Origin of the sequence: Legionella pneumophila subsp. pascullei, assembly GCF_900637585.1 — a bacterium.
GTDB lineage: Bacteria > Pseudomonadota > Gammaproteobacteria > Legionellales > Legionellaceae > Legionella > Legionella pascullei.
Genome location: NZ_LR134380.1, coordinates 1,378,117 through 1,405,113 on the forward strand (window position 1 = coordinate 1,378,117; position 26,997 = coordinate 1,405,113).

The following is a 26,997-nucleotide window of genomic DNA, read 5'->3' on the forward strand; positions in this document are numbered from 1 at the left end:
TCCCGGTTATAGAGATCTTCCTTGGGATAGACAAACTACTTAAAATTTAAGTATGGACACTTCTGTCTCTTGCTTGCAAACACAGTAAAACATCATAAAAACTTAATTCACAAGCTTTTAAAAGCACTAATAAATGATAAATTAAATCGGCTGTTTCGTTGATAAGTTCTTCTTTATTGTTACTAACAGCAGCGATCACTGTTTCTACCGCCTCTTCTCCTAATTTTTGAGCGCATCTATCGGTTCCAGAATCCAAGAGTTGGGCTGTATAACTGTTTGGATTTTTTTCCTCAGCACGTTCATTAATTAATTCAATCAAACCATCAACAAAACCAAGAGTATAATTATTATGTGGTTGATAACAGGTTGAGTACCCTAAATGACAAGCAGGTCCTTTAGGAATGACCTGGATCAAAAGACTGTCATTGTCGCAATCGGCACTAATATGTTGCAGAGCCATACTATTGCCAGAAGATTCCCCCTTACGCCATAATCTTTTTCGACTTCTGCTGTATAAGGTCAGTTGCCCTGTAGTTAATGTGGCAATTAATGCTTCCTGATTCATATAACCCAGCATCAATACCTTGCCATTTTCTGCATTTTGGATTATTGCTGGTAATAGTCCATTCATCTTTTGCCAATCAAGAGAGTTAATGTCCAAGTCACTCATAGTCTTACCTCAATATTCTCTGTTCGTAATGCTAATTTTATGTCACTGATTACCAGTATTTTGTCATGAAAAACGCTTGCTGCCAAAGCCCCACTGACATCAGATTTCTTAAATACTTCAATAAAATCATCAATTTTTCCAGCACCGCCTGATGCGATAAGGGGAACCTGGCATAGGTTTATCATTTCAGATAGCTGCAAAATATCATATCCCATTCGCACACCATCGGATTGCATGCAATTAAGGACTATCTCGCCAGCACCGCGGTCTTGAATTTCAAGTATCCATTCTCGAGTTTTACGTTTTGAGTTGATACTTTTATTTTCATTACCGGTATACTGATAGACATAATAATCATCAACTATCCACTGACTATCAACCCCTACGACCACACATTGCTTTCCAAACTCTTTGCTCAATTCATTAATCAATGAAGGGTTTTCCAACGCAGGGCTGTTGATTGAGATTTTATCTGCTCCGGCATTTAATATTAATCTTGCTTGATGCAAGGTTCGGATGCCTCCAGCCACTGTAAATGGAATATTGATAGTAGCAGCTACTTTATTGACCCAATCAGGACAAACAGAACGGTCATCGCTACTTGCAGTAATATCATAAAATACTAATTCGTCGGCACCTGATGCTGAGTAGTGAGCAGCCAAAGGGAGTATGTCTCCAATTATTCTATGGTTGCGAAATTTTACTCCCTTGACAACCTGATTATCACGAACGTCAAGGCAGGGAATGATTCGCTTGGTTAACATAATAATTCCTCTAAATTCACATGATCTTGATAAAGCATTAAACCAAGGATTACGGCGGATATTCCTAATGAATCCAGAGTTGTAATGTCCTGCAAGTGGCGAATTCCTCCTGAGGCTTGCCAGGCAATCTGAGGAAAATATTCGACTGCTTGTTGGTACAAATCGAAATTAGGTCCATTCATCATGCCATCGCATGCGATATCTGTACAAAGTATGTGTTTTATCCCAAAGTTTTCGTAATAGGACACTAATTCCCAAAGACTGCTTGTACTATTATTTTGCCAGCCATTAATTGCAAGAAGTGGAACTTTTGTATCAACACGAACATCCAGAGCAAGAACAATATTTTCGGGTTTAATCTTTTCAATGATTTGTATTGTCAAATCAGGATTTGTAATAGCAATACTGCCAATAACCAATTGTGAAATTCCTGCATTAGTGCATGCCAAAGCCTGTTCTATACTCCTGATTCCACCTCCCGCTTGAATTGCTATCCCTGTATTTTGCATGGAACAAATGAGATCCAACTGTTGCATTTTCCCGCTACGCGCACCATCCAAGTCTACTACGTGAAGGCGTTTTGCGCCTAACCTGGCAAAATACAATGCCCTTTCTATGGGCAAAATATCAAATTGCGTAACTTGATCAAATCGTCCTTGTTTTAAGCGAACACACCGTCCAGATTGCAAATCAATAGCTGGAATAACTAACATGTAGACTCCAAAGATAAAAAATTATTTAGTAATACCATACCAACATCAGCTGATTTTTCTGGATGAAATTGCATGCCATAAAAATTATCTTTTTTTACGACGGCAGTGAACTCTTCATGATACTGACATCGAGCCAATGCATAATCTTCTGCTTTTAGAGCATAGCTATGCACAAAATAAACATAATCACTATTATTTAATCCTTGTTGTAATGAGGATATTTTTTGCCAATGAAGATTGTTCCATCCCATATGAGGAACAGGATGATTTCTTTCTGCTTTTAATAACTCTGCAACTCCAGGAATCAAACCTAGGCAAGGTACGTCGTCTTCCTCACTGAATTCAAGCAATAATTGCATTCCAAGACAGATTCCAAGAAGCGGTTGGGTTAAGGTTCTTAAAACGTCTATTAGCCCATTTTGCTGCAAAGCCTTCATACCAGAGCGCGCTGTTCCAACACCAGGTAAAATGACATGGCTTGCTTTTTGTATTTCTTCAGCATCATGGGTCAGCGCAAAATGGCACCCCAATCTAATCAAGGCATTTGTTAGAGAAGTTAAATTATTTCCACTGACATCAATTACAGCAATCATAATACACCCTTGGTTGAAGGTAGATAATCATTTGTTCTTGAGCATGCCTGGCGTAAGGCTCTGCCTAATACTTTGAAGCAAGCTTCAATCATGTGATGATGATTGGTGCCTGTTACCTGGATGTGTATTGTTGCCGCCAACGCACTGGATAGCGATTGGAAAAAGTGAGGAACCATTTCTGTTGCCATACCACCAACAAATTCACGGGTAAACTGGCCTTTGAAATCACAAAAGCTTCTGCCACTGATATCGATTGCAATGGTAGCTAATGATTCATCCATAGGAAGGGTATAACCATAACGATTAATCCCCCATTTGTCACCAAGCGCTGTTCTAATTGCTTCCCCCAACGCAATCGCTGTATCCTCAATTAAGTGGTGCTCATCCACCTCTAAATCTCCTGAAGCTTGCAATTGCAAATCAAAACCTCCGTGCTTTGCCACTTGCTCCAACATGTGAGTGAAGAAGGGAATAGGTGTGTCTATGACGCTGGTTTGATCGGTATCCAGTTGAACTGACAAATGTATTGCAGTTTCCTTTGTTTTTCTCTGCACAGAAGCTTTACGAGAATTGTAGATGATAGCTGAAGCCACCATTTCCCATGTATTTGTTTTTGAAATAGGCAAGAAATTAACGCCCAGATTATCAGCAAATTCTTTATCAGTATCTCGGTCGCCAATTACCCATGAATAATGTTTAGCAAATGCAGTCTCTTTTAGATAGCGTTCGAGCAGGCCAGTTTTAGGTTTTCTACAAATACAATTGTCTTCAGGGGTATGAGGGCATATAAAAATCTCATCAAAAATAATGCCTTGAGAGGAAAACAGATCGAGGATAAATTCATGGCAAACAGCAAAATCTTCTTCCGGAAAAGCCGCAGTTCCTATGCCGTTTTGATTGGATACCATAATGAATGTAAAGCCGGCTTTTTGTAATTGCAATAGGGCTGGTATTACACCAGAAGTTAATTTAATTTTATCCAGAGAATCGACTTGAAAATCAAAAGGTTCTTCAACTAAAGTACCATCGCGGTCAATAAATAAAATCTTTTTCATAATTTAATCCTGCTACATCGGCGTTAAATAAGGATAAGGCATCAATCAATAATTGATTTTGTTCATCGTTACCCACTGTAATACGAAGATGATCATGCAATAAAGACGATGAAGGAAAATCTCTTACTGCTATGCCATGATGGGCAAGCCAAGTGGTCAATTGTTTTGAATATCGGGTTTGAATGAGAATGAAATTGGTTTCCGTAGGATAAATTTTTTCGATGATTGGACTATCGGCGAATTTTTTTACAATCATGGCACGGGATGATTTGATTTGCTCAATAGTTTTTGTGAACCAATCGCTATTATTCAAAGCTCTTTTAGCCAGCTCCATACTAGGAGTGGCAATGGAATAGGGGGCAATGATTTTATTAAAAGCTTGAATAATAGGACTCTGGGCTATAATGCAGCCTAAACGTAATCCAGCCAGCCCAAAGGCTTTCGACAAGGTTCTTAAGACAATCAGATTTTCAAACTCTCCAATTAAGGACGTAGCGCTTGAAGCGTTTGCAAACTCTATATACGCTTCGTCCACAACAATGATCGACTGATTCGTATACAGTTCGCATGTCTTGGCAATTAGATTTAAATCCACCAAATTACCGGTCGGGTTATTAGGACTGCAAAACATGATAACCTTGCAGTTCGGTTTCCAGCTATTTTCAATTTGATCCAGGGTGAGGCGAAAATTAGTCCTTCTATCCAAAGGACATTCGATCAATTCTGCTTGTTGTAGCCGAACATAAAAAGCGTACATAGGAAAAGTAGGGGAAAATTGCATGAAAGCGTCTTTTCGTGCAGTTAAAAAAAGTTTGGTAACCAATTCAATGCCATCATCACTTCCTCTGGTGAGTACTATTTGATCGGAATTGATTTGATAACGTCTTGCTAATTGCTTTTGCAGATCCATTTGTAAACCGATGTTTGGATAATAATTTAAATTATGCCCATCCATAGTAACTGGGGCCCAAGGCAGTTCATTAGCATGTGATCGGTAGCGAGCATTCTCTCCACCTGGTATATAATTTTGGCCATTTAATAAATCTGGACGAACTAGATTAAGTATGGACATTTAAACCTCCAGAGCATTGAGTCTTACTTGAACGGCATTGGCATGAGCTTTCAAACCCTCAATTCCCGCCAACATCATTGCCGCTGGGCCTAAATTGCGGATACCCTCCTGATTTATAGATTGCACGGTAAATCGTGTCATAAAATCAAGGGTAGATAATCCGTTATGGTTTTTGGCAAAACCACTGGTAGGTAACACGTGATTGCTACCAGTAACATAGTCTCCCATTGTCTCTGCTGCCCAGGGGCCAAGAAATACTGTTCCGGCAGCCATAATTTTCTCAACCCAAGTTTCGGGTTTTTTACTGTTAATAATCAGGTGTTCCGGAGCATAGGAGTTAATAATATTCAACTGTTCCGATGGATTAGGACATATAATGATCATGCTATTGACGAGTGATTGTGTAATAAATTCTGTTCTTGACAAATAACTCATCTGAATTTCCAGCTGTTGGTTAACCTGATTGGCCAATTCACAATCATCGCAAATTAAAAAAACCTGTGAATCCGGACCATGCTCAGCTTGGGCTAATAAATCAGCGGCAATGAATGCCGGGTTTGCTTGATTATCTGCAAGAATCATGACTTCAGACGGTCCGGCTGGCATGTCAATCGCAGCCCCATTTGGGTCGATTGCGACTAAAGTTTTTGCCTGAGTGACGTAGTTATTGCCCGGCCCGAATATTTTATCTACTTTGAGTATACTTTCAGTGCCATAGGCCATAGCTGCTATGGCTTGAACTCCACCTACAGAATAAACCGTGTCGATACCACATAATCTTGCGGCTACCAGGATATGCTCGTTAATTTTCCCTTCCGCGTCAGGGGGAGTACAAAGCACTTTTGTTGGACAGCCCGCTACCTTTGCCGGTATGGCCTGCATGAGGAGTGATGAAATTAAAGGTGTTTTATTTCCTCCTGGCACATACAAGCCAACTCTTTGAATTGGTCTGTAGACATTGCGGATTGCAATTCCTGATGCAGTCGAAATCTCGGTATTTTCAGGTAACAAAGACTGGTGATATGATGAGATTGTTCCAATGGCTTGTTTTATAGCAGTGAGGGCACTTTGCGATATGCTTGCTTGTTCAATTTTTTCCTGCGGAACTTTTAAATATTGTAAATTGGCTCTATCAAACCGTTTGGTTAAATCATAAAGCGCTTTATCTCCTGATAATTGAACCTGATTTATAATTTCAAGCACATTTTCTTTTATTGCAGAATTTTGTCGTGGCCTTGAAAGGCACAGTTTTTTATCGTTTTCAGACAGTAATTGCCAGTTTTTAATCGTTAACATATGAATTACTCCAGCATTTTTTCAATGGGTAATACCAGGATGGAGCTTGCACCTAAATATTGAATTGTCTCTAAGGTATTCCAAAACACACCTTCACTGGAGACTACATGCACTGCAACTTTTTCATTGTTGCCCGGTAATGGAAGAATGGTTGGGGACTCAGCTCCTGGTAATTTCTGTGCAATTCGCTCAAGGGCGGATTTGGGTGCATGAAAAACTATATATTTTCTTTCTTGTGCTTGCTGGACAGCCTGAACTCTTCTGGCAAGCATAGCAAATAATTCTTGTATATCAGGTTCTAATTGCCTATGAGTTTGGATAAAGACAGCCTGACTGTTGAGTACAGTATCTACTTCTTTGAGTTTGTTATCTTCGAGTGTTTGGCCAGTAGATACCAAATCACATATCACGTCAGCCATTCCCATTCGTGGAGCCACTTCAACCGAGCCAGATAATGTCAGGATTTCCGCACTAATTTTTCGTTCAGCAAGATAATTGTTCAGTAAATTTGGATAGCTGGTTGCGATTCGTTTCCCATCCAGGCTTCCAGTACCTTGATAGTCGAATGCTTCAGGTACTGCTATCGATAAACGACAAGTACAACTGCCTAATGCCAATATTTTTTTAAAGGCTTTATCAGGTCTGTTAAGAGAAGCTTCCAGCAGCACATTCTCCCCCACTATGCCACCATCACATAAACTGTCGAATACCAGAGTAGGGATGTCATCATCGCGAACAAATAGTAAATCGATTGGAAAATTATCAACATGGGTTAATAATGCGTTTGGCTTAATACGAAACTTTAAACCACAACGTTGCAGGAGATTTAAAGATTCATCTGATAATCGGCCTTTTTTTTGTAAGGCCAGGCGTAAACGATTTTTCACAACTTCTCCAATCTTTCGGCTATTAAACGATAACCGCCTGTACCAAAACTTAAACAACGCGCAACTCGCGTGATGGTTGTTACACTGACCCCTGTTTCTTCATGAATCGTTCTGTATGGGATGCCCTGGCGTAGCAAAGGAACGACTTGCCATCGATCAGCCATAGATTCTAGTTCAGCAGGAGTACATAAGTCTGTAAAAAACTGCATGGCTTCGTCTTCGTTTTTAAGCAAGCTGATGGCTTGCATCAAATTAGGCAGCGCAGATTTATTAAAAGATCCATGTATTTTCATGTTAATGTATTAACGTATTGTAACATGTTGATGATGATAATGATTATCTTTAGCATTGTCAATAATTTAGTGAAAAAAAATTCTGGATGGGGTAGAGTATACAGGTCTCTTTCCGGGAAACTGGATTGACCGAAAATCAAAAGGCAGAAGTAAATATTTTTATCAGAGACTGTCGATATGATAAATCCTGAGGAAATGTCATGAAACCACTTACCAGAGATATTGTATTTACCCTTTCATTTAAAATGATATTGCTCGTTTTATTATGGTATTTCTGTGTCAGAGGAATGCATCCTGAGTTGTCTAGTAATAAAGAATGGTTGTTAGGAAAAGAAGAACAAACAGTACTTACCCCAAATAACAAGAGGTAGTTTTATGATTCCAGCTGCTGAAGTTGTTGATTTATCAAGGTTACAATTTGCATTAACCGCACTATATCATTTTCTATTTGTACCCCTTACGTTGGGGTTATCGGTTATGTTAGCTATCATGGAGACAGTTTATGTAATGACTGGCCGTGATCTCTGGAAGAAAATGGTCAAATACTGGGGTGTTTTGTTTGGGATTAATTTTGTTTTGGGAGTTGCAACCGGCCTGACTATGGAATTCCAGTTTGGTACTAACTGGGCTTACTATTCACATTATGTTGGAGATGTATTTGGTGCTCCATTGGCGATCGAAGGGCTAATGGCCTTTTTTCTCGAAGCTACCTTTGTGGGTTTATTTTTCTTTGGCTGGAACAGATTGTCAAAATTGCAGCATCTGACCTCAACATGGTTATTAGCTTTAGGCACTAATCTTTCAGCATTGTGGATTTTAATTGCTAATGGTTGGATGCAACATCCTGTAGGCGCCTATTTTGATTACCAAACGATGAGAATGGAGGTCAGCAGTTTCTACGAAATGCTGTTTAATCCTGTTGCTCAGGCCAAGTTTGTGCATACCATCAGTGCGGGATATGTGACAGGAGCCATGTTTGTCTTATCCATAAGCGCCTATTTTCTTTTGCGGGGACGAAATAAAGCGTTTGCCAAACGCTCAATGACGGTCGCAGTTTCTTTTGGTTTGGCTTCGGCATTGTCTGTTGTGGTACTGGGCGATGAGAGCGGTTATGTTGCCAATGAAAACCAAAAAATGAAGTTGGCTACTATGGAGGCGATGTGGCATACCGAGAAAGCTCCCGCCAATTTGACTGTTTTTGGAATACCAGATGAGAAGACTCTAACGACAAAATATGCAATAGATATTCCTTATGCCCTTGGTATTATTGCCACGCGTTCGTTCAATACTCCTTTACAAGGTATTATTGAATTAATTGAGGAAGGAAAATTAAAAATCAAAGATGGGATGATCGCATACGATGCATTGAAGGTTTTACAGAAAGATCCAAAGAATGAACAAGCTAAGGCTGTTTTTACAAAACATAGCGAAAATCTTGGTTATGCTTTATTGCTCAAGAAATATACTGAGAATGTGACGGATGCTACTGAGGAGCAAATAAATCAAGCAGCGCACGATCTCAAGCCTAAAGTCCTGCCGATGTTCTTTTCTTTCAGAATTATGGTCGCGTGTGGAATATATTTTATACTTCTTTTCGCAACCGGATTTTATTTATCGGTAAGACATCGGCTGGAAAAAACACTCTGGTACCATAGGGTTGCATTTTACTCTTTACCTTTACCTTGGGTAGCGGCTGAATTAGGTTGGATAGTAGCAGAATATGGTCGTCAACCCTGGGTTGTTGAGGGTATTTTACCTACTTTTATGGGAGCCTCCTCTTTAACATCAGGACAAGTAATGACATCAATCGCGGGCTTTGTATTATTTTATACTGTTCTTGCAATTGTTGAGATTTACTTGATGGTCAAATACATACGTCTTGGCCCAGATGGTATGAATCATCATTGATGAAAGGAGAATCAAATGCCTTTGGATTATGAAACACTTAGAATAATTTGGTGGTTGTTAATAGGTATTTTGCTTATTGGCTTCGCTATTATGGATGGATTTGACCTTGGTGTGGCAATGTGGCTTCCCTGGTTAGGCAGAACAGATATTGAGAGACGGATTTTAATTAACAGCATTGGCCCGACATGGGAGGGAAACCAGGTTTGGTTTATATTAGGTGGAGGCGCTATTTTTGCAGCTTGGCCCACTCTCTATGCCTTATCATTCTCGGGCTTTTACATTGCGATGCTGGTTGTTCTTTTAGCCTTGATTTTAAGACCCGTTGGTTTTAAATACAGGTCAAAGCTGGATAATCCCACATGGAGAGCATTTTGGGATTGGGCTTTGTTTGTCGGTGGATTTGTTCCGGCTTTAATCTTTGGGGTAGCGGTTGGAAATGTCATACAAGGTGTTCCATTTTATTTTGATGAGAGTTTAAGAGTATTCTATACGGGAAGCTTTTTTGAATTGCTCAATCCGTTTGCTTTAGGATGTGGATTATTATCTGTGCTCATGCTTGCCATGCATGGTGCTTTTTTTATTCAAGTAAAAACGGTAGGGACTTTGCAAAATAAAGCAAAAGATAGAGCTCGATGGAGTGCTATTTTAGTTATTCTGCTATTTATTGGATTAGGGATTTGGGCTTATTATGGTATTGATGGTTATGTTTTAAAAGGAACGGTTCCTCATGATGGGCCATCAAATCCTTCCTATAAGGATGTTAGTATTCAAGCTGGGGCATGGTTTAACAATTATAAAGATTATCCGCTGTCATTTTTAGTACCTGTTTTATGTGTAGTATCTGCTTTTTTAGCGATTATCTTTGCGAATAAAAGTGTGTTTGCTTTTGTGCTGAGCGGATTGAGTGTGGGTACTTTGATTGCAACGGTAGGGGTTAGTATGTTTCCTTTCATATTACCTTCTTCCTCAAATCCTAAATACAGTTTAATCGTTTGGGATAGCTCTTCTAGTCAGGTTACTTTGTTCATTATGTTGGTGGCAACGGTATTATTATTACCTGTTGTGCTTGCATACACAGCCTGGGTTTATCGAGTGTTACGAGGTAAGGTAACAGAAAGTTCTATTAAAGCAGAGCAAGATTCTGCATATTAGGAGGTTTTGCTATGTGGTATTTCTCCTGGATTTTAGGCACAGGACTGGCTTGTGTATTTGCGGTGCTTAACGCAGTATGGTTGGAACTTAGAGAAGAAGATGTGAAGCAGTAGACGAAGACAATCTAAGTGTTAAGTTGCTGAGTTTCATGGATAGCTCAGCAACTTAACACACAATGAATATGGCTTTTTTACTATTTTTTGAGGAAAATCTGTAATCCTCAGAACTTATGAAAAACTCTAAGGTCGAGGAAAAAAATGTTTTTAATGAGAGAGTTTAGATACACTAAATGACCGAATTAAAAACATTTTTTAACAAAGAGATTGGGGTTTTTCGTAAGTCCTGATCCTAATATGCACCATAACGCTCGTGATAGGACTCCAGTTTTTGTACCTGTTCGTATTGATTGTCATTTTTCAGAAATTCTATTAGATCAAACAAATTGATAATTGAATAGACTTCAATTCCTTGCTCCCTGATTTCTGTCAGGGTTGATTTCTCAGTTAATCCTCGTTCGCATCTGTCCAGAGCGATAATGACTCCACGAAGAATTCCTCCATTCTCTTTAATCAGGGTTTGTGATTCTCTGAATGCTGTGCCCGCTGTAATCACATCGTCAATGATCACTGTCCTTCCTGTTAGCGGTGAACCAATTAATTGACCGCCTTCTCCATGAGTTTTCATTTCTTTACGATTAAAAGTTACTGTGATGTTCCTGCCTAATTCAGCCAAGGCCACTGCAGTTGAGGTAGCGAGTGGTATACCTTTGTATGCTGGTCCAAACAAGTGTTCAAAAGAAACCTCTTGTTCTAAAAGGGTTCTTGCATAAAATTGACCTAACTGACGTAAGGAATCACCATGATAAAATAAACCAGCGTTAAAGAAATAGGGACTTATTCGTCCTGATTTTAAAGTAAATTCACCAAATTTAAGTACTTGACACTCCAGAGCTAATTTTATAAAAGATGATTTGGTATGATTCATTCTGGTTTCCTAATACAAAATTTTATTGAAAACAATCACATATTTTAAAAAAATCCTTAACAATCAACAAAAAACTGATATGCTAATCATAGTGCAGGATTTATCCTTGCATGGAAAAGGGTTTATTATAGCGTAAATTGCTAATTAAAGAGTGATTTATTTTTTCACTTTAAGTTGCGCTAAAGTGAACTTTTATTTATTTTAAATAACAATTTTGATGTATCTGTGTAAGTCAAAGGGGAAATGCGAATGTCGCAAAGAGAAACAGGCCATGTTAAATGGTTTAATGAAAAAAAAGGATTTGGTTTTATTGTTAATCAGAAAGGCGAAGATATTTTCGTGCACTACAAAGACATTCAGGGAGTTGGTTTTAAAACTCTGCATGAGAATGATCCAGTGACCTTTGAGCTTGATAGAGGACCTAAGGGTTTGAAAGCACAAAATGTTGTAGTGGCCAGCGAATCAGTACACACAGAAGAATAAGCCAGATGATTTTATCTGGTGAGGCTATGTTTTACTTTTTTAAAGCCTCGTTAAAGTACTTAAGAGGATGTTTATAGAAAACCTGAGAGTTTGACATAAAATCTGGTAATTTTATAGTCTACTACCGAGTCAAAAAGTACAGCCGTCCTACATCTAAAAATGAAGGGAGACGGAGGCTGTCTTGAGGACGAGTGAAAGTTAAGAGAATGGTCTGGGGCGATTCTGCTTCAGAGTGCAGCGTCGAACTCTTAGGCTTATCCACGTATACAATCAAAACATAAACCAGCAGTGACATGTTGTTATACGTTCATTAAGTTTCAGATAGGAAGTCTTCATTGATCAATTCAATTCATTTTTTTGATGTTATCTTTTAGTACCTGCTTTAATAATTTTATTTTTGTTGTTAATTCAATCGCTTATCATTTTTCTATTGAAAGCAACATTTTTTTTGTCTATAGATTAATAAATAAGATCTAAAATCATTCATTATCAAAATATAAGGGAGGTTAAAAATGTTACTTCCTATTCAGGTGACATTCAGAAATATGGATCCATCAAAAGCAGTTGAAAGCAGGGCTATAAAACTCGCTAAAAAGCTGGATTGCCTTTATGACAAGATAATGGGATGTAGAGTGGTTATTGAGTCTCCTCATCGCCATCATAATAAAGGAAAGCTTTATCATGTACGTATTGATCTTACAGTTCCTGATGCTGAGTTAGTTGTGAGTCGTGAATCATCAGACAAGCATGCGCATGAAGATGTTTATGTTTCGCTGAGAGACGCTTTTAATGCTATTGAGCGTCAGCTTAAGAGTTATGCAAATCAACGGCGAGGCCATATCAAGCGTCATGAGGATTCTATTCGTGGTGGGAGGGTTCTTGAGGTATGCCCGATAGCTGATTATGGCTACATAGAAACAATAGATGGGCGTTTGATACGATTTACAGGTCAAAGTGTCGTTGATTATGACATTAATAAATTAGAAGTTGGTGACCGAGTTCGATTTGTTGAAACTGTTAAAAACACACAGGAAGCTGCTGCAAGTACGGTTTACGTTGAGGGTAAACGCCATATTATGAATTAATAGGGATATCAGAGTCCTATTAATAATTTGCAGTTTACAGAGGGTAATTGTTTAAGTGAAGTGACTGCTTCCAAACAAATGATTCAAAATTTTAAATGAGAGTAATTGATAAAGATCATTTTGAAAGAATCAATTAGCATCGAAAAGGAGTTTGTTATGCCAGTTGCAAAGCTTAAACAATTTCTAGACAGCCATAAGATAAAATATTTGTCCATAGCTCATTCCCCAGCGTATACCGCACAAGAAATCGCTGCCTCTGCCCATGTTTCAGGAAAACAGTTGGCAAAAACAGTTATTATAAAAATGGATGGACGTTTAGCGATGGTAGTATTGCCTGCAAGTGACCATATTAAATTTATAAAACTTAAAGAAGTTATTGGTACTTCAGAACTTGAGCTTGCTACTGAATCAGAGTTTGAAGGACAATTTGCGGAATGTGATGTTGGCGCCATGCCCCCATTCGGTAATTTGTATGGTTTACCAGTATTAGTATCTACTAAACTAAGTGCACAGGACAATATCTTATTCAATGCTGGTTCTCATTCCGAATTGATACAGCTCTCTTTTCGTGATTTTGAAAAACTGGTAAAGCCCACATTGGTGACGCTATAGGCTATAGAATGAGGTAATTTGCAGTATCATTATAAATTATTCAGTTGGATTTCTTAAATTATCAAGAACGCGATGGGTTAGTTCTTGGAATGTTGTTTTTTCATCCTCTGAAAAACCAGCCAGAATCTCATGATTAAGTGTTATGGAACATTCCTCTAGTTTTTTTTGCAGAAGTCTGGCTTTTTCTGTAAGAAAAATATGAACGACTCTTCTATCTATTGAGCTTGGTTTTCGTGTAATAAATCCATCTCTTTCCATTCGATCCAAAGTTCTTACAAGGGTAGGTTGTTCCACTTCAATCAATTGAACTAATTCTGATTGGGTCAACCCATTTTCATTATACAGTTCCATCAATATATAAGTGTAGGCATGATTTATAGCATAAGGTTTAATTAATTCATTGGCTCGCTTGATTAACAAACGATGTGTTTTTTTGAGCAGAGAGGAAAGATGCATAAATTTCTCATAATTAAATAGCTTGCTATATAATAACAAGCTATGTTAATATTCGCAAGTTGTTTTAGGAGACCTCTATGAAAAGTTTACCAATCTATCAAGTGGATGCTTTTGCTTCAAATTTATTCAAAGGCAATCCTGCTGCTGTTTGTCCTTTAGATAAATGGTTAAGTGATGAGACTATGCAATCCATTGCCGCTGAAAATAATTTATCTGAAACAGCTTTTTTTGTTCCAGAAGACGAGGGGTACAGGATCCGGTGGTTTACCCCTAATGAAGAAGTAGCATTGTGTGGCCATGCCACTCTGGCCAGCTCTTATGTAATTTTTAATCAATTGGGATTTTCAGGGAAAGACATTTTATTTAATAGCTTGAGCGGTAAACTATGGGTTAAAAACACAGTTCAAGGATTGGTTATGGATTTCCCAGCTCTACCTTATGAAGAACTTGATTTCCGATCAGAACTACAGCATTTGAATTTAAAAAAGCCATTTAGGACACTGAAAAGCCAATTTGATTTGATGTTTGTGTACGAAAATGCAGAAGAAGTGAGTGAGGCAAAGCCTGATTTGAATGCAGTAGCTCATCTTGACTACAGGGGGTTGATTTTAACCGCCCCAGGAATATCAACAGATGTTTATTCCCGTTGTTTTTATCCTGGTTGTAATGTTCCTGAAGATCCAGTAACAGGGTCAGCTCATTGCGTTATTGCACCTTATTGGTGTCAACGGTTAAGAAAGAACCATATAACTGCTTTACAAGGAGGTCTAAGACAAGGTGATCTTTGTTGTGAAGTGAAGGAAAACAGAGTGTTACTCTATGGAAATTGCCATCTTTATTTAGAAGGAAGAATATATTTACCATGAAACATTTGACAACCTCAAGACTTTTGTTAAGAGCCTGGAATGAAGAAGATACTATGCCTTTCTACAGAATGTGTCAGGATCCTCAGGTCATGGAGTATTTCCCTGAATTGTGGCCTATGGACATGGTGAAAGATTTTATTATGAGAATGAATGAACAATTATCTCAAAAGGATTTTACTTTGTGGGCAGCTGAAGTGACGGACAGTAAGCGGTTTATTGGTTTCATAGGATTAAATTCTCCGACGTGGAATGCTCACTTTACTCCTTGTGTAGAGATAGGATGGCGTTTGGCAACTGAGTTTTGGGGGCAAGGCTATGCTACAGAAGGGGCAAAAGCAGCACTTGAATATGCTTTTCAGGATATGCGTATTCCCGAAATAGTTTCTTTTACTGTGCCTGATAATTTCCGTTCAAGGTGTGTTATGGAGCGGATTGGTATGACCAGAGACTGCACAGGAGATTTTTTACATCCTAAATTAGCCTCTGATCACAGGTTAGCGAAGCATGTTTTATACCGTATACAGAATCCTTTATAAAAGGTTGATGGATTTTAAATACATTCCTGACTGAGTATTAGACAAGTTGACTTAACAATAATTTTAATGCCAATGCAATTAAAATAGCGCCTGTAATCCGCTCAATCCAATAGCTAATTCTTTGAAATTTCGCACGCGTATTTTTTCCAGAAAGACTGAATGCAACAAAAGAGAACCATAATAATGTTTGCAGAAAGAGGATATTTGCCAAGAATAATTTGGTGGAGATTGAAATTTCTTTGGGCATAAGCACTGAAAACAAACTGATAAAAAAGAGCATGGCTTTGGGATTCAATAAATTCGTTATAAACCCATTGAAAAAAGCCTTGCTTGGTTTTAAATCGTTATAAGCTGAATAATCTCCCATTTTGTCTGCATTTGGCTGAGACCTTAAATTTTTAAGGCCGATATAAAAGAGGTATCCCGCGCCTAGATATTGGATGATATAGAGTAATATAGGGGTTTTGGTAATAAGCAGGCCTAATCCAAGAAGAGTGTAACTGATATGAACCAAACTGCCTAAAGCTATTCCTAAAGCGGTTAATAATCCGCTTCTTCTGGAATAAACCAGGCTATTTTTAACTGTAATCGCAAAATCGGGCCCAGGACTGATCAATGAAATAAAAACTAAAATAATTAAGGGTAGGAGTAAAGTAAATTGATGCCATTGTTCCATAGAGACTCCGAATTTTTATTAAGTTGTTTCAGCTAATATCCTAACTAATTTTTATTTAAATGCACTTTTTAATTTTATATTTGCTTAATGTAACACTGCTTATATCACTTAAATTTTCTAAATGTTTTCCTCCACTGGTTTAGAAAGAGGGCTATGCGAATTAAATGGATTTACTCACTTTCAAACCAAGTGATTTAATAAAAATATGCAAAATATGGAATTATTTTAATGTTAATTTATAATTAATGCAATTATCAATGTAATTTATATAGTGAGAGAGCCAAGATGATTAATGATCCAATTGATTTGCTTAGACAATATTCAAGAAAATTGGTACGGGAATTAGGCATGTTGCAATTAAATAAATTAGATGCAAAGGAGCAGCCTTCTTATTGGCATACTTTAATTGAAATAAATAAAGAACCAGATATTACTATTTCCAAATTAAGTCAATCGTTATTAATTTCATTACCTACTCTGTCGCGAATAGTGGCCTCTTTAATTAAAGATGAGTTGATAACGGTAAACGAGGGGCTGGATAAGCGAGAGCGCTTTTTAAGAAGCACTCACAAGGGTAAGGAAAAGGTAAATTATATTGATGAATATTCTAATACTAAAATTAAAAGAGCATTTCATTTTTTAACTGACGAAGAGAGGGAACAAATAATTACTGCAATAGGGAGATATGCTCAAGCTTTAGAGCAAAGTCGTTTAATTCGTGATCATATTAAGATTTTACGCTTATCGACTTCCAGAACTTTGCGTAAACAAATTGTTAATATGATTGAAAACATTCAAGTGAACGAATTTCACCTTTCGATTACTCCTGAAATCAATGCATCAATTCTAAAAGCCGAAGAGGAGTATTGCTATTATAACAGCTGTAATTTTTGGTATGCGGTGGATGAGCAAGGGGATATTATCGGTTGTATCGGCTTAAAGAAGTTAAATAATGTTGAAGGGGAAGTAAAAAAATTTTTTATTGCTTCGAAATACCGAGGGTTAGGCTTGGCTCAAAAATTAATGCTGACTTTAGTTAAAAATGCGATGAAACATGGATTTAAAAAGCTGTTTCTGGGAACAGTGGCTCAGCTAAACGCAGCAAGACGTTTTTACGAAAAAAATGGGTTTGCTCTCGTTAATAAGGAATTTTTACCTAAAGAGTTTAAATTGTGTCCTTTGGATACTCATTTTTATTATTGCGAAACAGATAAGCTGGATAAAAGCTTAAGAGACTTGATATGAATACACTAAAGGATTTGTAATTTAATATACGAACAATTTTTAAAGGTATGACATGTTATGGTAGTAGGCTCAAGGTTATGCGTTAATTTTTTTATATTTACAGGAGGGCCTGGTTCTGGCAAAACTGCTGTATTAAATGAGTTAAATACCCGGGGTTATTTAACTGTTGCTGAAGCAGCACGCTCTATTATTCAAAAACAGCAGGCTGACGGTGGTGATGCAATACATACCGGGAATAGAAAAGCATTTCGTGACTTGATGCTCGAGCAATCGATTGCTGATTATTGCAGGATGCAATCAGAGGAAAAAATTGTATTTTTCGACCGGGGAATCCCTGATTTGTATGCTTACACCAAAGCATTTTGTGAGGAGACAAGCAAAGAAGTGAATGATGCCGCTTTACGATTTCGCTATAATAAAACAGTCTTTATTTTTCCTCCCTGGCCTGAAATTTATGAAAATGACGTGGAACGTCAACAAGATTTTCACGAAGCATTGCAAACTTATTATGCTATAAAAGAGGGGTATGTTGATTGTGGGTACGCGTTAATAGAGGTGCCAAAACACCCTGTTAAAGATAGGGCTGATTTTATTTTTCAAACAATAAGTAAAATTAATTGGTTTGTACCTGATTGAATCATCCTCAGATTATCTCCAAGTATTATCTGATAGAACTTTAAGCGGACTAGGAGTAACAAATGTTTTAAATTCCATGTAGCAGTTTGGAGTGTTCACAAACAATTTTTTCGCAAATAACTACAAGAATATAATGAAAAATTTTCTATATAAAACAAAAAATCTAAGCTTACTTTTAGTTATCAGCGCATTACCAAAAATTGCAATTGGAGATGTCTCGTCTACAGCGCTACAAAATGAACCTCCAGATATTGGTAATTTTGCTTTACCTGCATCCCAGCAGCCTGGTCCTTTTCTTTCGTTTGGCCAATCTCTGATTGATAAAAACCAGGTACAATTTTACGTTTCACCGAACTATTTGCATTATAAAAAAGAACATTATCTGACTATATCTCCTTTCGTCGTGTATGGTGTATCTAATCAAGCCTCCTTTTTGGTTACAGAGCCAGTTGCAGCAAACTATGTTAATGAAACATCGCGTTCAAATGGCTTGGGGGATACCTACATTTTTCAAGTACGTTGATCAAATGACTTTTGTGGGGGCTTTGACGGCTCCAACCGGTTCAGCTAAGAAAGATCCATCGACCGGCTTTGGTTCGCTCAGCTATTTTTTAGGAGGTACTTATAATCGAATGTCTGTAGATTGGTTTGGTCTTGTTTCTTCTGGATTAAATGTCATAACAAAACACGATGGTATGAAATTAGGAAACCAATATTTGTATCAATTTGGTCTGGGGCGAAATATTAAAAGTGAAACTGGAAAATATATTTTTTTTGGTTTGGTTGAAGTGAACGGAGTCTATACTGGAAAAGATAAGTTCATAGGTGAAATTGATCCAAACTCAGGTGGCAATCTTGTGAGTATTATTCCTTCTTTGTGGTTCTCTACTAAAAAATTGTTTTTTCAGTTAGGAGTGGCTCTCCCCATTCTTCAAACTCCAAATGGGGAGCAGAATAAAATTCATTATAATACTGTTGCGACAGCAGGAATAACATTTAATTAAATGTTTTAATATTAAGCATTTAATAATTGAATTATAGAAGTATCAAACTCAGGGAAAACTCCAATTACAACAGCAGCAGCAAGCATCATGACACCCAAATAACGGAATATAGATTTGTTTAAATGCGAAATAAGGAGTCCAAGACCTACCCCAATGCTTAGTAAAACTAATGAAGAAATTAAGCAGCCTACTATAAAAAATGGTATATTTGATAAATTATGTTCGGTTACCATCGCATTTCCCTGGAAAATAGTGAAAAGGCCAATAAGCCCTACTGTCAACAATAAAGATACGCTAGGACGCCATGATAATAAGGCTGCACAAATTATAAGAGAAGCTAAAATACCATATTGTAGTAGTGGGATTGCGATGCCAGAAACGTTTAATATACCACCTAACACCATAGCTACAGCAAAAACCAAAGGAACGCTCCATAAGGCGCGACCTCCTATTTGTGCGGCGATAAGTCCTACTGCCAAGGAGAACAGCATGTGATCTATCCCGTGTATAGGCATGCTCAAACCTTGCAAAAAGGGATCATTTCTCATAAATTCAGCATGATGCGCAAATACAATAGACGGCATTAGAACAGTTGCTACTGCAACAAAAACTGTACGCAAGGAAACTTTAAACATGAGCTTTCTCCCTTTAAGTGCCTGGTATTGAATCAACTGTCCAGTCAATTCTTGGAATGGCAACTCCTATCATTGTATCTCTGGTTACAATGGTTGCAAGTTTTTCTTCACTCCAATCTTCTGTCCCTTCAGGGCGCATAGGTAAAATCATAAACCGTGTGCGTTGATTGGAGTCGTGAACTCGCACTTCCACATCAGGAGGGATGATAGTTCCAAATTCGGCTAATACTTGACGTGGCCATCTAACTAAACGACGTCTGTAATTAGGTCTTTCATACCAAGCTGGAGCTATGCCTAATAAAGGTCTTGGGTAGCATGAGCATAAAGTGCATACCATAGTGTTATGAAGCTTGGGTGTGTTTTCACAAACAATTAAATGAGTATAATCACTAGGGGTGCCTTCGCCTGTTGGTTTTAACCAGTCGATTCCCAGTTCTTTACAAGCTGCGACCCCATCAGCGAGCAAACGCTTCTTGAATTCAGGATCTACCCAGGCGCGAGCGACAACTCGGGAGCCTGAATAATAACCAAGGTTATCATACCATTCTGTAAAGCGACGGTGATCTTCACGTGAAAACAAGCCCTTTTCGATCGCAAGTTCACGAATGGCAGTTTCAAGAATAGTAAACTCTATCGCTTCATCATGTTCCTCTATGGGTTCATGTAAATGCTCCTCCTTCATTACTTTTTCTCCTTTTTCTCATTCTCTTTTGCTGGTTCAAGCCATCTCTCTGAGAATTCTGTCTCTAAGGTATCAATTGGGCTACCGCCATAATCTTCCCATAATTCATTTAACTTAAAACGAACCAAGTAAAATCTCTCACGGCGTCCTTCATATCGCCCCCACGCTTCATCTTCGGGAATAACCCATTCTGGCCGTAAAAGAACAATCTCTCCTGTATGTCCTCGGGTGTAACCTTGGGTTCTAGTATGAAACAAAGAAGGCAAATTACTCACCGTTACACGATCGCCTATTTTGTATTTATCCATCTAGATCTCCTCACGCTTTCTAACTTCTGCCATTTTGTTCATTAATTCATCCGGGGTGATATATCCTTTATCAAGCAGCATTTTAGCCATTGCGAGTAACCATCTTGCATAATAAGGTGTGCCAAAATAAATGGTTTCACCCAAATCGTTTTCTCGTCTTCGCCGTTCTTCTGCAACCCAATGACCGCGCCAAGCCAAGCATTCCGCTGTGCAATGAGTATTCTTTTCCCATAGAGTAGGCTTATGTGTTGATTTATCGAGAGGACCATCTGGTTGGCCGCCAACGTCATGAACTACGTGTAATACAGCTTCCGCATGCTTTTGCGTAATAGTAAGCGGTATATTCAGTTCATTATATCTAACTGGTGTATGTGATCTGATTATGTCTAATAGAGCTGAGTAATCATTAGCTGAGTTCTTGTTCATGATTGTTCCTAAGGATGCATTGATTTGTATTCGTACAAAAAATGTCCATATATATAAATATAGATCAATTGCAGGAATTTTTCCGAATTAGATAACAAATTAGATAACAAGACCCTTGGGGGTATTTACCTATAAGGCACTGGAATTAAGGGGCTGAGCACTCTCTTGTCAAGTCAGTTTCTATTTATATTGAGTGAATACAATTGATCGTTGCATGGATAATATTTTCTGAGTTTTCTCAGGTTATTGTCATTTACTTTCGATCGATACAGCAATATGCTTGTTTACTTTAATTTTAAAGCATGACTGGAATTTGAATGACAGCAGATTTTATTGGTCTTCTTGAACAAAGAAAATTTTTGCCCCTTTTTCTGACCCAATTTTTTGGTGCTTTTAACGATAATGCTTATAAGTTAGCGATGTTGACTATGATTAGCTATCATTTAAGCCATACACAAGAGCAGTCAGAATATTATCAGGCTATTGCTGGTGCTTTATTCATACTGCCTTTCTTTATCTTTTCTGCTACTTCCGGACAATTGGCTGACAAATATGATAAAGCTCTATTGACTCGCCTGGTTAAGGTGCTTGAAGTGTTATTAATGATTATTGGAGGCATTGCGTTATATAGTGGGAGTATTTTCTTGATGATGTGTACCTTAACTGGTATGGGGGCGCATTCTACCTTCTTTGGACCTATCAAATATGCAATTTTACCAGATCACTTGCCTAGGAAAAATTTATTGGCAGCTACGGGGTTAATAGAAGCCAGTACTTTTATTGCTATTTTATTAGGCACTACATTGGGTACTTTAACCGTAGGAGGGAAGGAGGCTACTCCTTATATCGCGATTATTATGACCTTAAGTGCTGCTTTTTCTGGCTTGGTTTCCAGCTTATTTATACCTCCGGCTCCATCAGCACTTCCTGAGTTAAAAGTCGATTTTAATTTATGGCGAGCTACAGTGAAGATGTTAAAGGAAGCGAAAAAAGAATATGGAATTTTTCTATCCATATTAACGATTTCATGGTTTTGGTTGATTGGCGCTGTCATGCTAACCAAATTACCTGATTACACCCATTATGTTTTGGGGGCCAGTGCTCATGTTTTTGCTCTATTTCTTGCCTTATTTTCAATAGGTATTGCTTTGGGATCGATTACAATAAATTGGTTATTGAAAGGACAAGTTAATCTTTCTGCTGTCCCAATGGCCATGCTTGCATTTACCTTTTTTGCTTTTGATTTGTATTGGGCATCTCCTGTAGATCATGATTTAAAGACCCCCTTATTTAACTTACTTAATTTTTTTACTTCTTTTAATCATTGGCGAATTGCTTTTGATTTATTTATGTTAGCATTTTGTGCAGGATTATTTGTGGTTCCATTATATACTTATTTACAAATTATAAGTCCAGTTGAGAACAGGGCTAGAACGATTGCAGCGAACAATATTTACAATGCGTTGTTTATGGTGATGGGAACTTTGTTAGTAATGCTTTTGTTGTTTTTTAATTTTTCAATTCCCCAGGTTTTTTTGATACTTTGTCTTTTAAATTTGGTTGCTGCATTGTTCTTGTTTCTTGGGTTAAGAACTTTGAGCAGAAATGCAGAGGAGCTGGTTTAACAATAGATCTCTTGCATAATCCGCCTCTTTCATTTTATTGCCGCGTTACAAACGTTTATATGGTGCTCATTTACCACATGTGTACTCTGCTACTTAACACGTTTGCGCCTTTGCCTAAAAACAAAATAATCAGTTCATGCACGAGCTCTAATCTGATAATCATACCGAGTAAGATGATTTTCTTATTTTGGCGCTTATCCTGCCAGGCAGGGGGAGAAGCGCGTCGTTTGTTTTTAAATTTGGTGTTTTATTCCTGTTTCAACCAATCTTTTGCAGGTAAAAAATCAGTGTATAATTTTTCTTCATCACTGCCTTTCTCAGGATGCCAATTGTATTCCCAATGGACAATAGGAGGAAGGGACATCAATATAGACTCTGTCCTTCCGCCGGATTGCAGGCCAAATAAAGTGCCTCGATCGTAGACTAAATTGAACTCTGCATAACGGCCTCTTCGGTAATTCTGAAACGCTTTTTCTCTATTACCAAAAGGAATATCTTTACGACGAGCCACTATGGGTTCATAGGCAAGAATAAAATGATCACCTATGCTACGCATGAGATCAAAGCTGTGAGCAAAACTGATTTCATTGTAATCATCAAAAAATAAGCCTCCAATACCACGTGCTTCATTCCTATGTTTAATAAAAAAGTAATCATCACACCAACGCTTGAATTTTGGGTAAATAGTTTCTCCAAAGGGTAAACAGGCGTTTAATGCCGTTTGATGCCAATGCTCACAGTCTTCAACAAACCCGTAATAAGGTGTTAAATCAAATCCTCCACCAAACCACCATACTGGTTCGGAATTCTCCTTTTCAGCAACAAAAAATCGAACATTGGCATGTGTTGTTGGCACATAGGGGTTCTCTGGATGAATGACCAGAGAAACCCCTAATGCGCTGAAATGCCTTCCTGCCAATTCCGGTCTTTGTGCGCTGGCTGATGCAGGTAATTGCTCACCTGACACATGTGAAAAGTTGACTCCGGCTTTTTCAAATACATGCCCATTAGCCATGACTCTGGTTTTTCCTCCACCTCCAGCAACTCGCTGCCATGAATCCTCATGAAATCTGGCTTTGCCATCCAGTGACTCCAGTGAGACACAAATTGTATTTTGGAGTTGAAGCAGATAAGATTTAATTTGTTCAATCGCATGAGAAGGAAGTGTCTTCGAGATTGACATGATGAGACTCCACATAGGGAATTACCACTTGGAGCCCTCATTTTCTCATTTTTTGGTTATTGGCACAATGTTTGCTTTGTTTAAATAGGGTTTTTATCATTTTTTATGTTTCTGTGAAGTTTGGAAACAAGTATGAAGCCATACATGGCTTTGGAAAATTGGCATAATGTCAAACGATGATTAGGACTTAAATAACAATAAGACAGGAGTAAATATGGCCATTAATCTTGATTCTTATTTTGGGATTCATGCCAAGGCATTGATTGCAAGAGATGAGAGAGCATCAGTTCTTGCTAATAACATAGCCAATGTTAATACACCGAATTTTAAAGCCAGGGATGTTGATTTTAAGGAGGTGCTGGCAGCCACTATGGGCGGTAATAGCCAGCAACTAAAGACTACTTCGGACCAGCATATTAATACCAATGCCGATTTTACGACACATTTGAAATATCGAATGACACATCACGCTTCTTTAGATGGCAATACTGTTGATAAAGATATGGAAACTACCGAGTTTGCTCGCAATGCGTTGAACTATCAAGCCAGCTTGAGTTTCCTAAATGGCAAAATCAAGTCCATGTTGACTGCATTGAAGGGGGAATAATCATGTCATTAAATACAATTTTTGACATTGCAGCTTCTGCAATGACCGCAGAAACAGTGCGTTTGACTACCAGTGCTGGCAATATGGGCAATGCGAATGTTGAAGCAAGCAGTCCAGAGGAAGTCTATCAAGCCAAATATCCTGTTTTCAAATCAGTTCAGGAGAACGCAAATCAATGGATGGGGGAACAAATTAAAGCTGGCGTTAAACTGGATGGGATTTATGAGAGTGACGCAGAACCGCACAGAAGATACGATCCAAATAGTCCAATAGCCGATAAAGACGGGTTTGTCTATACTTCAAATATCAATTATGTTGAGGAAATGGCAAATATTATTTCCGCTTCTCGCTCTTATCAAATGAATATTGAATTACTTAATACAACCAAACAACTTATGCAAAGGACGTTGCAATTAGGCGAATAAGGGGAAGGGAATGACTACCAATTCAGTAAATGGTTCCAATTCAGCAGGTGGTTTAGGTTTGAATCAAATTGATTCAGGACAAAGACAAAACTTGGGGCAGCAAGATTTTTTGCGTTTGATGGTGGCTCAAGTTCAAAATCAAGATCCTCTGCAACCACAGGTAAATGGGGAGTTTCTATCTCAACTGGCTCAATTTAGCACCAATGATGGAATCACAAAAATGCAAGAATCACTACAACAGCTGGCTTCTTCTCTACAATCTAATCAAGCGCTTCAAGCATCCGCTTTGGTTGGCCGCAAGGTGTTAGTAAACAGCAATACGCTGAACCTGGGTTCAGAAGGAGATGTAAAGGCTGCTATTGATATGGCACCTGGTGTATCCAATCTTCGTGCTGCAATCTACACGGAATCTGGCGAGTTGATAAAAACGATTCCCTTGGGGCAACCACAACCGGGGTTTTTCCAATTTAGTTGGGATGGTACTGACCAAAGTAACCAACGCTTGACCTCAGGAAAATATACAATAAAGGTCAGCGGTACTTATGGCGGGCAAGAAGTGGCATTGAAAACTATGACGTCAGCTAATGTCGATAGTGTCAGTCTCGGTCAATATGGTGAAGATCTGAAGCTTAATTTAGCAGGCGTAGGTTCAGTCTTTTTAAATGAGGTAAGGCAAATATCAGTATAAATCAAGATTTCAGTCAGCGTGGCCTTATCGTAGCGATGACTTAGGTCATAAGTGCATTGCTTATAAAGCGGTCAAGAGCAAATGCTAAAAAATTATAAAGCAGGAGGCTATTATGGTTTTTAATACAGCATTAAGTGGAATCCAGGCATCAACCAGAGATTTGGAAGTAATAGGTAATAACATAGCGAACTCTGCCACAATAGGATTTAAAGGCTCAAGAGCTGAGTTTGCAGACATTTATTCATCCAGCGCTTATGGCTCTGGCGGCAACGCAGTAGGCGGAGGTGTTAAACTGTCGCGTGTACACCAATCATTTGCTACAGGAACATTGAGTACTTCAAACAATACTCTTGATCTGGCTGTGAATGGTTCAGGTTTTTTTATATTGAGTGATCAAGGAGCCAAGATTTATACTCGAGCCGGGCAATTTAAGCTGAATAATGAGAACTATATAGTCAATGCAAATAATCAACGGTTGACTGGTTTACTCACTGATTCTAACGGTGCCATTACAGGAGCATCGGGTGATTTAAGAATAAACACTGCGAATATTACTCCCAGAGCCAGTTCAAATGTCTCTGTAGGTGTGAATATGAACTCTCAAAGCAAAGCGCCGAATGTGGATTGGGTTGGAGGGGCTAGTCCGGCAACCGATACTTATAACAATGTCACCTCGTCCACAATCTATGATAGTTTAGGAAATTCACATGTGTTGAGTATGTATTTTATTCATGCGGATTCTACAGCGTTAGCTGGTGCACCTAATGCTGCATCACCTGCTGGAACAGAAAATCAATGGTATGTAGCATTCCAGATAGACAATCAAAACGTTCCTGCTAACGTGGGAGCTCAAAATACCAATAATTTGTTCCGAGCTAACTTTAACTCTGATGGCTCGTTTGCGGGAGTATTCGATACTTCAAACGCCGCGTTACCCAATAATTTAATTCCTTTGTCATTCAATTTAAACAATGGATCCAGTCCTTTGAGTTTAAATATTGATTTATCGGATAGTACTCAATTTGGCAGCCCATTTGCCGTTCAATCGACTTATAATAATGGCTATACTACAGGAAGTCTTGCTGGGCTGGATATTGATGATTCAGGAATGATCTATGGCCGTTATACTAATGGACAATCCTTGGCAATGGGACAGATTCAGCTGGCTAATTTTGCAGATCCAGAAAGTTTACAAAATATAGGCAATACCAGCTGGGCTGAAACTACTTCTTCAGGACAGCCATTGGTTAGCGCTCCTGGGAGTGGCGGTTTGGGTTTAATTAATTCAGGAAGACTTGAAGAATCCAATGTGGACTTGACTGGTGAATTGGTCAAGTTAATTAGTGCCCAGCGCAATTTTCAGGCGAATGCTCAAACTATTCGTACTGGCGATGCGATTACTCAAACGATCATCAATATTCGTTAGGAGGTA

General features: G+C 38.3%; 35 protein-coding genes. 18 read left to right on the forward strand and 17 right to left on the reverse strand.

The window, feature by feature from the left end; all coding sequences use genetic code 11:
• Window positions 1–46: 46 nt before the first annotated feature.
• The 9 genes from hisIE to EL201_RS06360 are packed head-to-tail and all read right to left on the reverse strand — an operon-like array spanning window position 47 to window position 7,343.
• On the reverse strand, window positions 47–670 hold the full coding sequence (gene hisIE, locus EL201_RS06320; RefSeq protein WP_027221433.1) for a bifunctional phosphoribosyl-AMP cyclohydrolase/phosphoribosyl-ATP diphosphatase HisIE: 624 nt from the start codon (window positions 668–670) through the stop codon (window positions 47–49).
• A complete protein-coding gene (gene hisF / locus EL201_RS06325; protein WP_027221434.1) occupies window positions 667–1,434 on the reverse strand; it encodes an imidazole glycerol phosphate synthase subunit HisF in 768 nt (255 codons plus the stop codon). Before hisF ends, hisIE begins: the two co-directional genes overlap by 4 nt.
• On the reverse strand, window positions 1,428–2,147 hold the full coding sequence (locus EL201_RS06330; RefSeq protein ID WP_027221435.1) for a 1-(5-phosphoribosyl)-5-[(5-phosphoribosylamino)methylideneamino] imidazole-4-carboxamide isomerase: 720 nt from the start codon (window positions 2,145–2,147) through the stop codon (window positions 1,428–1,430). The genes hisF and EL201_RS06330 overlap by 7 nt, the downstream gene beginning before the upstream one ends.
• The gene (gene hisH / locus EL201_RS06335; protein ID WP_027221436.1) at window positions 2,141–2,740 is read right to left on the reverse strand and encodes an imidazole glycerol phosphate synthase subunit HisH; all 600 of its coding nucleotides are present in this window, start codon (window positions 2,738–2,740) and stop codon (window positions 2,141–2,143) included. Before hisH ends, EL201_RS06330 begins: the two co-directional genes overlap by 7 nt.
• Window positions 2,737–3,795 carry a bifunctional histidinol-phosphatase/imidazoleglycerol-phosphate dehydratase HisB gene (gene hisB / locus EL201_RS06340; RefSeq protein ID WP_027221437.1) on the reverse strand — a complete coding sequence of 353 codons (1,059 nt, stop codon included), beginning with the start codon at window positions 3,793–3,795 and terminating at the stop codon, window positions 2,737–2,739. Before hisB ends, hisH begins: the two co-directional genes overlap by 4 nt.
• Window positions 3,773–4,867 (reverse strand): histidinol-phosphate transaminase, encoded by a 1,095-nt coding sequence (hisC, locus tag EL201_RS06345; protein ID WP_027221438.1) that lies wholly within the window; start codon window positions 4,865–4,867, stop codon window positions 3,773–3,775. The genes hisB and hisC overlap by 23 nt, the downstream gene beginning before the upstream one ends.
• Window positions 4,868–6,163, reverse strand: coding sequence for a histidinol dehydrogenase (gene hisD, locus EL201_RS06350; protein WP_027221439.1), 1,296 nt, complete (start codon window positions 6,161–6,163; stop codon window positions 4,868–4,870). It abuts the gene before it with no gap.
• A 5-nt stretch (window positions 6,164–6,168) separates the two neighbouring features.
• Complete coding sequence (gene hisG / locus EL201_RS06355; RefSeq protein ID WP_027221440.1) at window positions 6,169–7,050, reverse strand: ATP phosphoribosyltransferase; 882 nt, start codon at window positions 7,048–7,050, stop codon at window positions 6,169–6,171.
• Complete coding sequence (locus EL201_RS06360) at window positions 7,047–7,343, reverse strand: YerC/YecD family TrpR-related protein (protein WP_027221441.1); 297 nt, start codon at window positions 7,341–7,343, stop codon at window positions 7,047–7,049. The genes hisG and EL201_RS06360 overlap by 4 nt, the downstream gene beginning before the upstream one ends.
• 200 nt (window positions 7,344–7,543) lie before the next feature.
• Here EL201_RS06360 and cydP point away from each other — a divergent pair, with 200 nt between their 5' ends.
• The 4 genes from cydP to cydX are packed head-to-tail and all read left to right on the forward strand — an operon-like array spanning window position 7,544 to window position 10,516.
• Window positions 7,544–7,714: a cytochrome oxidase putative small subunit CydP gene (cydP, locus tag EL201_RS15660; RefSeq protein ID WP_015444582.1), complete on the forward strand. Its 171-nt coding sequence runs from the start codon at window positions 7,544–7,546 to the stop codon at window positions 7,712–7,714.
• A 4-nt stretch (window positions 7,715–7,718) separates the two neighbouring features.
• A complete protein-coding gene (locus EL201_RS06365; protein ID WP_027221442.1) occupies window positions 7,719–9,251 on the forward strand; it encodes a cytochrome ubiquinol oxidase subunit I in 1,533 nt (510 codons plus the stop codon).
• A gap of 15 nt (window positions 9,252–9,266) precedes the next feature.
• On the forward strand, window positions 9,267–10,403 hold the full coding sequence (gene cydB / locus EL201_RS06370; protein ID WP_027221443.1) for a cytochrome d ubiquinol oxidase subunit II: 1,137 nt from the start codon (window positions 9,267–9,269) through the stop codon (window positions 10,401–10,403).
• Between the two features lie 11 nt (window positions 10,404–10,414).
• On the forward strand, window positions 10,415–10,516 hold the full coding sequence (gene cydX, locus EL201_RS06375; protein ID WP_016356871.1) for a cytochrome bd-I oxidase subunit CydX: 102 nt from the start codon (window positions 10,415–10,417) through the stop codon (window positions 10,514–10,516).
• Window positions 10,517–10,751: 235 nt separating this feature from the next.
• Here cydX and pyrE read toward each other — a convergent pair whose 3' ends face one another.
• Window positions 10,752–11,387: an orotate phosphoribosyltransferase gene (gene pyrE, locus EL201_RS06380; RefSeq protein ID WP_027221444.1), complete on the reverse strand. Its 636-nt coding sequence runs from the start codon at window positions 11,385–11,387 to the stop codon at window positions 10,752–10,754.
• Window positions 11,388–11,636: 249 nt separating this feature from the next.
• Here pyrE and EL201_RS06385 point away from each other — a divergent pair, with 249 nt between their 5' ends.
• From EL201_RS06385 to EL201_RS06395, 3 genes are all read left to right on the forward strand, one after another.
• Window positions 11,637–11,870 (forward strand): cold-shock protein, encoded by a 234-nt coding sequence (locus EL201_RS06385; RefSeq protein ID WP_011213557.1) that lies wholly within the window; start codon window positions 11,637–11,639, stop codon window positions 11,868–11,870.
• A gap of 512 nt (window positions 11,871–12,382) precedes the next feature.
• Window positions 12,383–12,955, forward strand: a complete 573-nt coding sequence (locus EL201_RS06390) for an HPF/RaiA family ribosome-associated protein (RefSeq protein ID WP_027221445.1) — start codon at window positions 12,383–12,385, stop codon at window positions 12,953–12,955.
• A gap of 156 nt (window positions 12,956–13,111) precedes the next feature.
• Window positions 13,112–13,567, forward strand: a complete 456-nt coding sequence (locus tag EL201_RS06395) for an aminoacyl-tRNA deacylase (RefSeq protein ID WP_027221446.1) — start codon at window positions 13,112–13,114, stop codon at window positions 13,565–13,567.
• A gap of 36 nt (window positions 13,568–13,603) precedes the next feature.
• Here the strand turns inward: EL201_RS06395 and EL201_RS06400 are convergent, their stop codons facing one another.
• A complete protein-coding gene (locus tag EL201_RS06400; RefSeq protein ID WP_027221447.1) occupies window positions 13,604–14,023 on the reverse strand; it encodes a MarR family winged helix-turn-helix transcriptional regulator in 420 nt (139 codons plus the stop codon).
• A gap of 77 nt (window positions 14,024–14,100) precedes the next feature.
• Here EL201_RS06400 and EL201_RS06405 point away from each other — a divergent pair, with 77 nt between their 5' ends.
• Together EL201_RS06405 and EL201_RS06410 are read left to right on the forward strand one after the other, a co-directional pair.
• Window positions 14,101–14,889 (forward strand): PhzF family phenazine biosynthesis protein, encoded by a 789-nt coding sequence (locus EL201_RS06405; protein ID WP_027221448.1) that lies wholly within the window; start codon window positions 14,101–14,103, stop codon window positions 14,887–14,889.
• A complete protein-coding gene (locus tag EL201_RS06410) occupies window positions 14,886–15,425 on the forward strand; it encodes a GNAT family N-acetyltransferase (protein WP_027221449.1) in 540 nt (179 codons plus the stop codon). The genes EL201_RS06405 and EL201_RS06410 overlap by 4 nt, the downstream gene beginning before the upstream one ends.
• A gap of 37 nt (window positions 15,426–15,462) precedes the next feature.
• Here the strand turns inward: EL201_RS06410 and EL201_RS06415 are convergent, their stop codons facing one another.
• Entirely contained in the window at window positions 15,463–16,101 is a 639-nt protein-coding gene (locus EL201_RS06415; RefSeq protein WP_027221450.1) for a LysE family translocator, read from the reverse strand.
• Between the two features lie 285 nt (window positions 16,102–16,386).
• Here EL201_RS06415 and EL201_RS06420 point away from each other — a divergent pair, with 285 nt between their 5' ends.
• The 4 genes from EL201_RS06420 (at window position 16,387) to EL201_RS06430 (ending at window position 18,986) form a co-directional block, all read left to right on the forward strand.
• The gene (locus EL201_RS06420) at window positions 16,387–17,346 is read left to right on the forward strand and encodes a bifunctional helix-turn-helix transcriptional regulator/GNAT family N-acetyltransferase (protein WP_027221451.1); all 960 of its coding nucleotides are present in this window, start codon (window positions 16,387–16,389) and stop codon (window positions 17,344–17,346) included.
• 57 nt (window positions 17,347–17,403) lie between these two features.
• Window positions 17,404–17,982: an AAA family ATPase gene (locus EL201_RS06425; protein ID WP_027221452.1), complete on the forward strand. Its 579-nt coding sequence runs from the start codon at window positions 17,404–17,406 to the stop codon at window positions 17,980–17,982.
• Between the two features lie 133 nt (window positions 17,983–18,115).
• The gene (locus tag EL201_RS15830; protein WP_231955178.1) at window positions 18,116–18,505 is read left to right on the forward strand and encodes a hypothetical protein; all 390 of its coding nucleotides are present in this window, start codon (window positions 18,116–18,118) and stop codon (window positions 18,503–18,505) included.
• Window positions 18,444–18,986 (forward strand): hypothetical protein, encoded by a 543-nt coding sequence (locus EL201_RS06430; RefSeq protein ID WP_231955180.1) that lies wholly within the window; start codon window positions 18,444–18,446, stop codon window positions 18,984–18,986. Before EL201_RS15830 ends, EL201_RS06430 begins: the two co-directional genes overlap by 62 nt.
• Before the next feature lie 11 nt (window positions 18,987–18,997).
• Here the strand turns inward: EL201_RS06430 and EL201_RS06435 are convergent, their stop codons facing one another.
• From EL201_RS06435 to EL201_RS15960, 4 genes are read right to left on the reverse strand one after another with little or no spacing between them, the layout of a single operon-like run.
• On the reverse strand, window positions 18,998–19,621 hold the full coding sequence (locus EL201_RS06435) for a HupE/UreJ family protein (protein WP_027221453.1): 624 nt from the start codon (window positions 19,619–19,621) through the stop codon (window positions 18,998–19,000).
• Window positions 19,622–19,634: 13 nt separating this feature from the next.
• Window positions 19,635–20,303, reverse strand: coding sequence for a thiocyanate hydrolase subunit gamma (gene scnC, locus EL201_RS06440; RefSeq protein ID WP_027221454.1), 669 nt, complete (start codon window positions 20,301–20,303; stop codon window positions 19,635–19,637).
• Entirely contained in the window at window positions 20,303–20,611 is a 309-nt protein-coding gene (locus EL201_RS15955) for an SH3-like domain-containing protein (protein ID WP_027221455.1), read from the reverse strand. The genes scnC and EL201_RS15955 overlap by 1 nt, the downstream gene beginning before the upstream one ends.
• Window positions 20,612–21,037 (reverse strand): SH3-like domain-containing protein, encoded by a 426-nt coding sequence (locus tag EL201_RS15960; protein ID WP_027221456.1) that lies wholly within the window; start codon window positions 21,035–21,037, stop codon window positions 20,612–20,614.
• Between the two features lie 317 nt (window positions 21,038–21,354).
• Between EL201_RS15960 and EL201_RS06455 the strand changes: the two genes are divergently transcribed.
• The gene (locus EL201_RS06455) at window positions 21,355–22,662 is read left to right on the forward strand and encodes an MFS transporter (protein ID WP_027221457.1); all 1,308 of its coding nucleotides are present in this window, start codon (window positions 21,355–21,357) and stop codon (window positions 22,660–22,662) included.
• A gap of 247 nt (window positions 22,663–22,909) precedes the next feature.
• Here EL201_RS06455 and hemF read toward each other — a convergent pair whose 3' ends face one another.
• A complete protein-coding gene (gene hemF / locus EL201_RS06460; protein ID WP_027221458.1) occupies window positions 22,910–23,845 on the reverse strand; it encodes an oxygen-dependent coproporphyrinogen oxidase in 936 nt (311 codons plus the stop codon).
• A gap of 214 nt (window positions 23,846–24,059) precedes the next feature.
• On the opposite strand from hemF, the gene flgB reads away from it, so the two are divergent.
• The 4 genes from flgB (at window position 24,060) to flgE (ending at window position 26,991) form a co-directional block, all read left to right on the forward strand.
• Entirely contained in the window at window positions 24,060–24,452 is a 393-nt protein-coding gene (gene flgB / locus EL201_RS06465; protein ID WP_027221459.1) for a flagellar basal body rod protein FlgB, read from the forward strand.
• A gap of 2 nt (window positions 24,453–24,454) precedes the next feature.
• On the forward strand, window positions 24,455–24,877 hold the full coding sequence (gene flgC, locus EL201_RS06470; protein ID WP_027221460.1) for a flagellar basal body rod protein FlgC: 423 nt from the start codon (window positions 24,455–24,457) through the stop codon (window positions 24,875–24,877).
• A gap of 10 nt (window positions 24,878–24,887) precedes the next feature.
• Window positions 24,888–25,565 carry a flagellar hook assembly protein FlgD gene (locus tag EL201_RS06475; RefSeq protein WP_027221461.1) on the forward strand — a complete coding sequence of 226 codons (678 nt, stop codon included), beginning with the start codon at window positions 24,888–24,890 and terminating at the stop codon, window positions 25,563–25,565.
• A gap of 112 nt (window positions 25,566–25,677) precedes the next feature.
• Window positions 25,678–26,991: a flagellar hook protein FlgE gene (gene flgE, locus EL201_RS06480; RefSeq protein ID WP_027221462.1), complete on the forward strand. Its 1,314-nt coding sequence runs from the start codon at window positions 25,678–25,680 to the stop codon at window positions 26,989–26,991.
• Window positions 26,992–26,997: the final 6 nt, after the last annotated feature.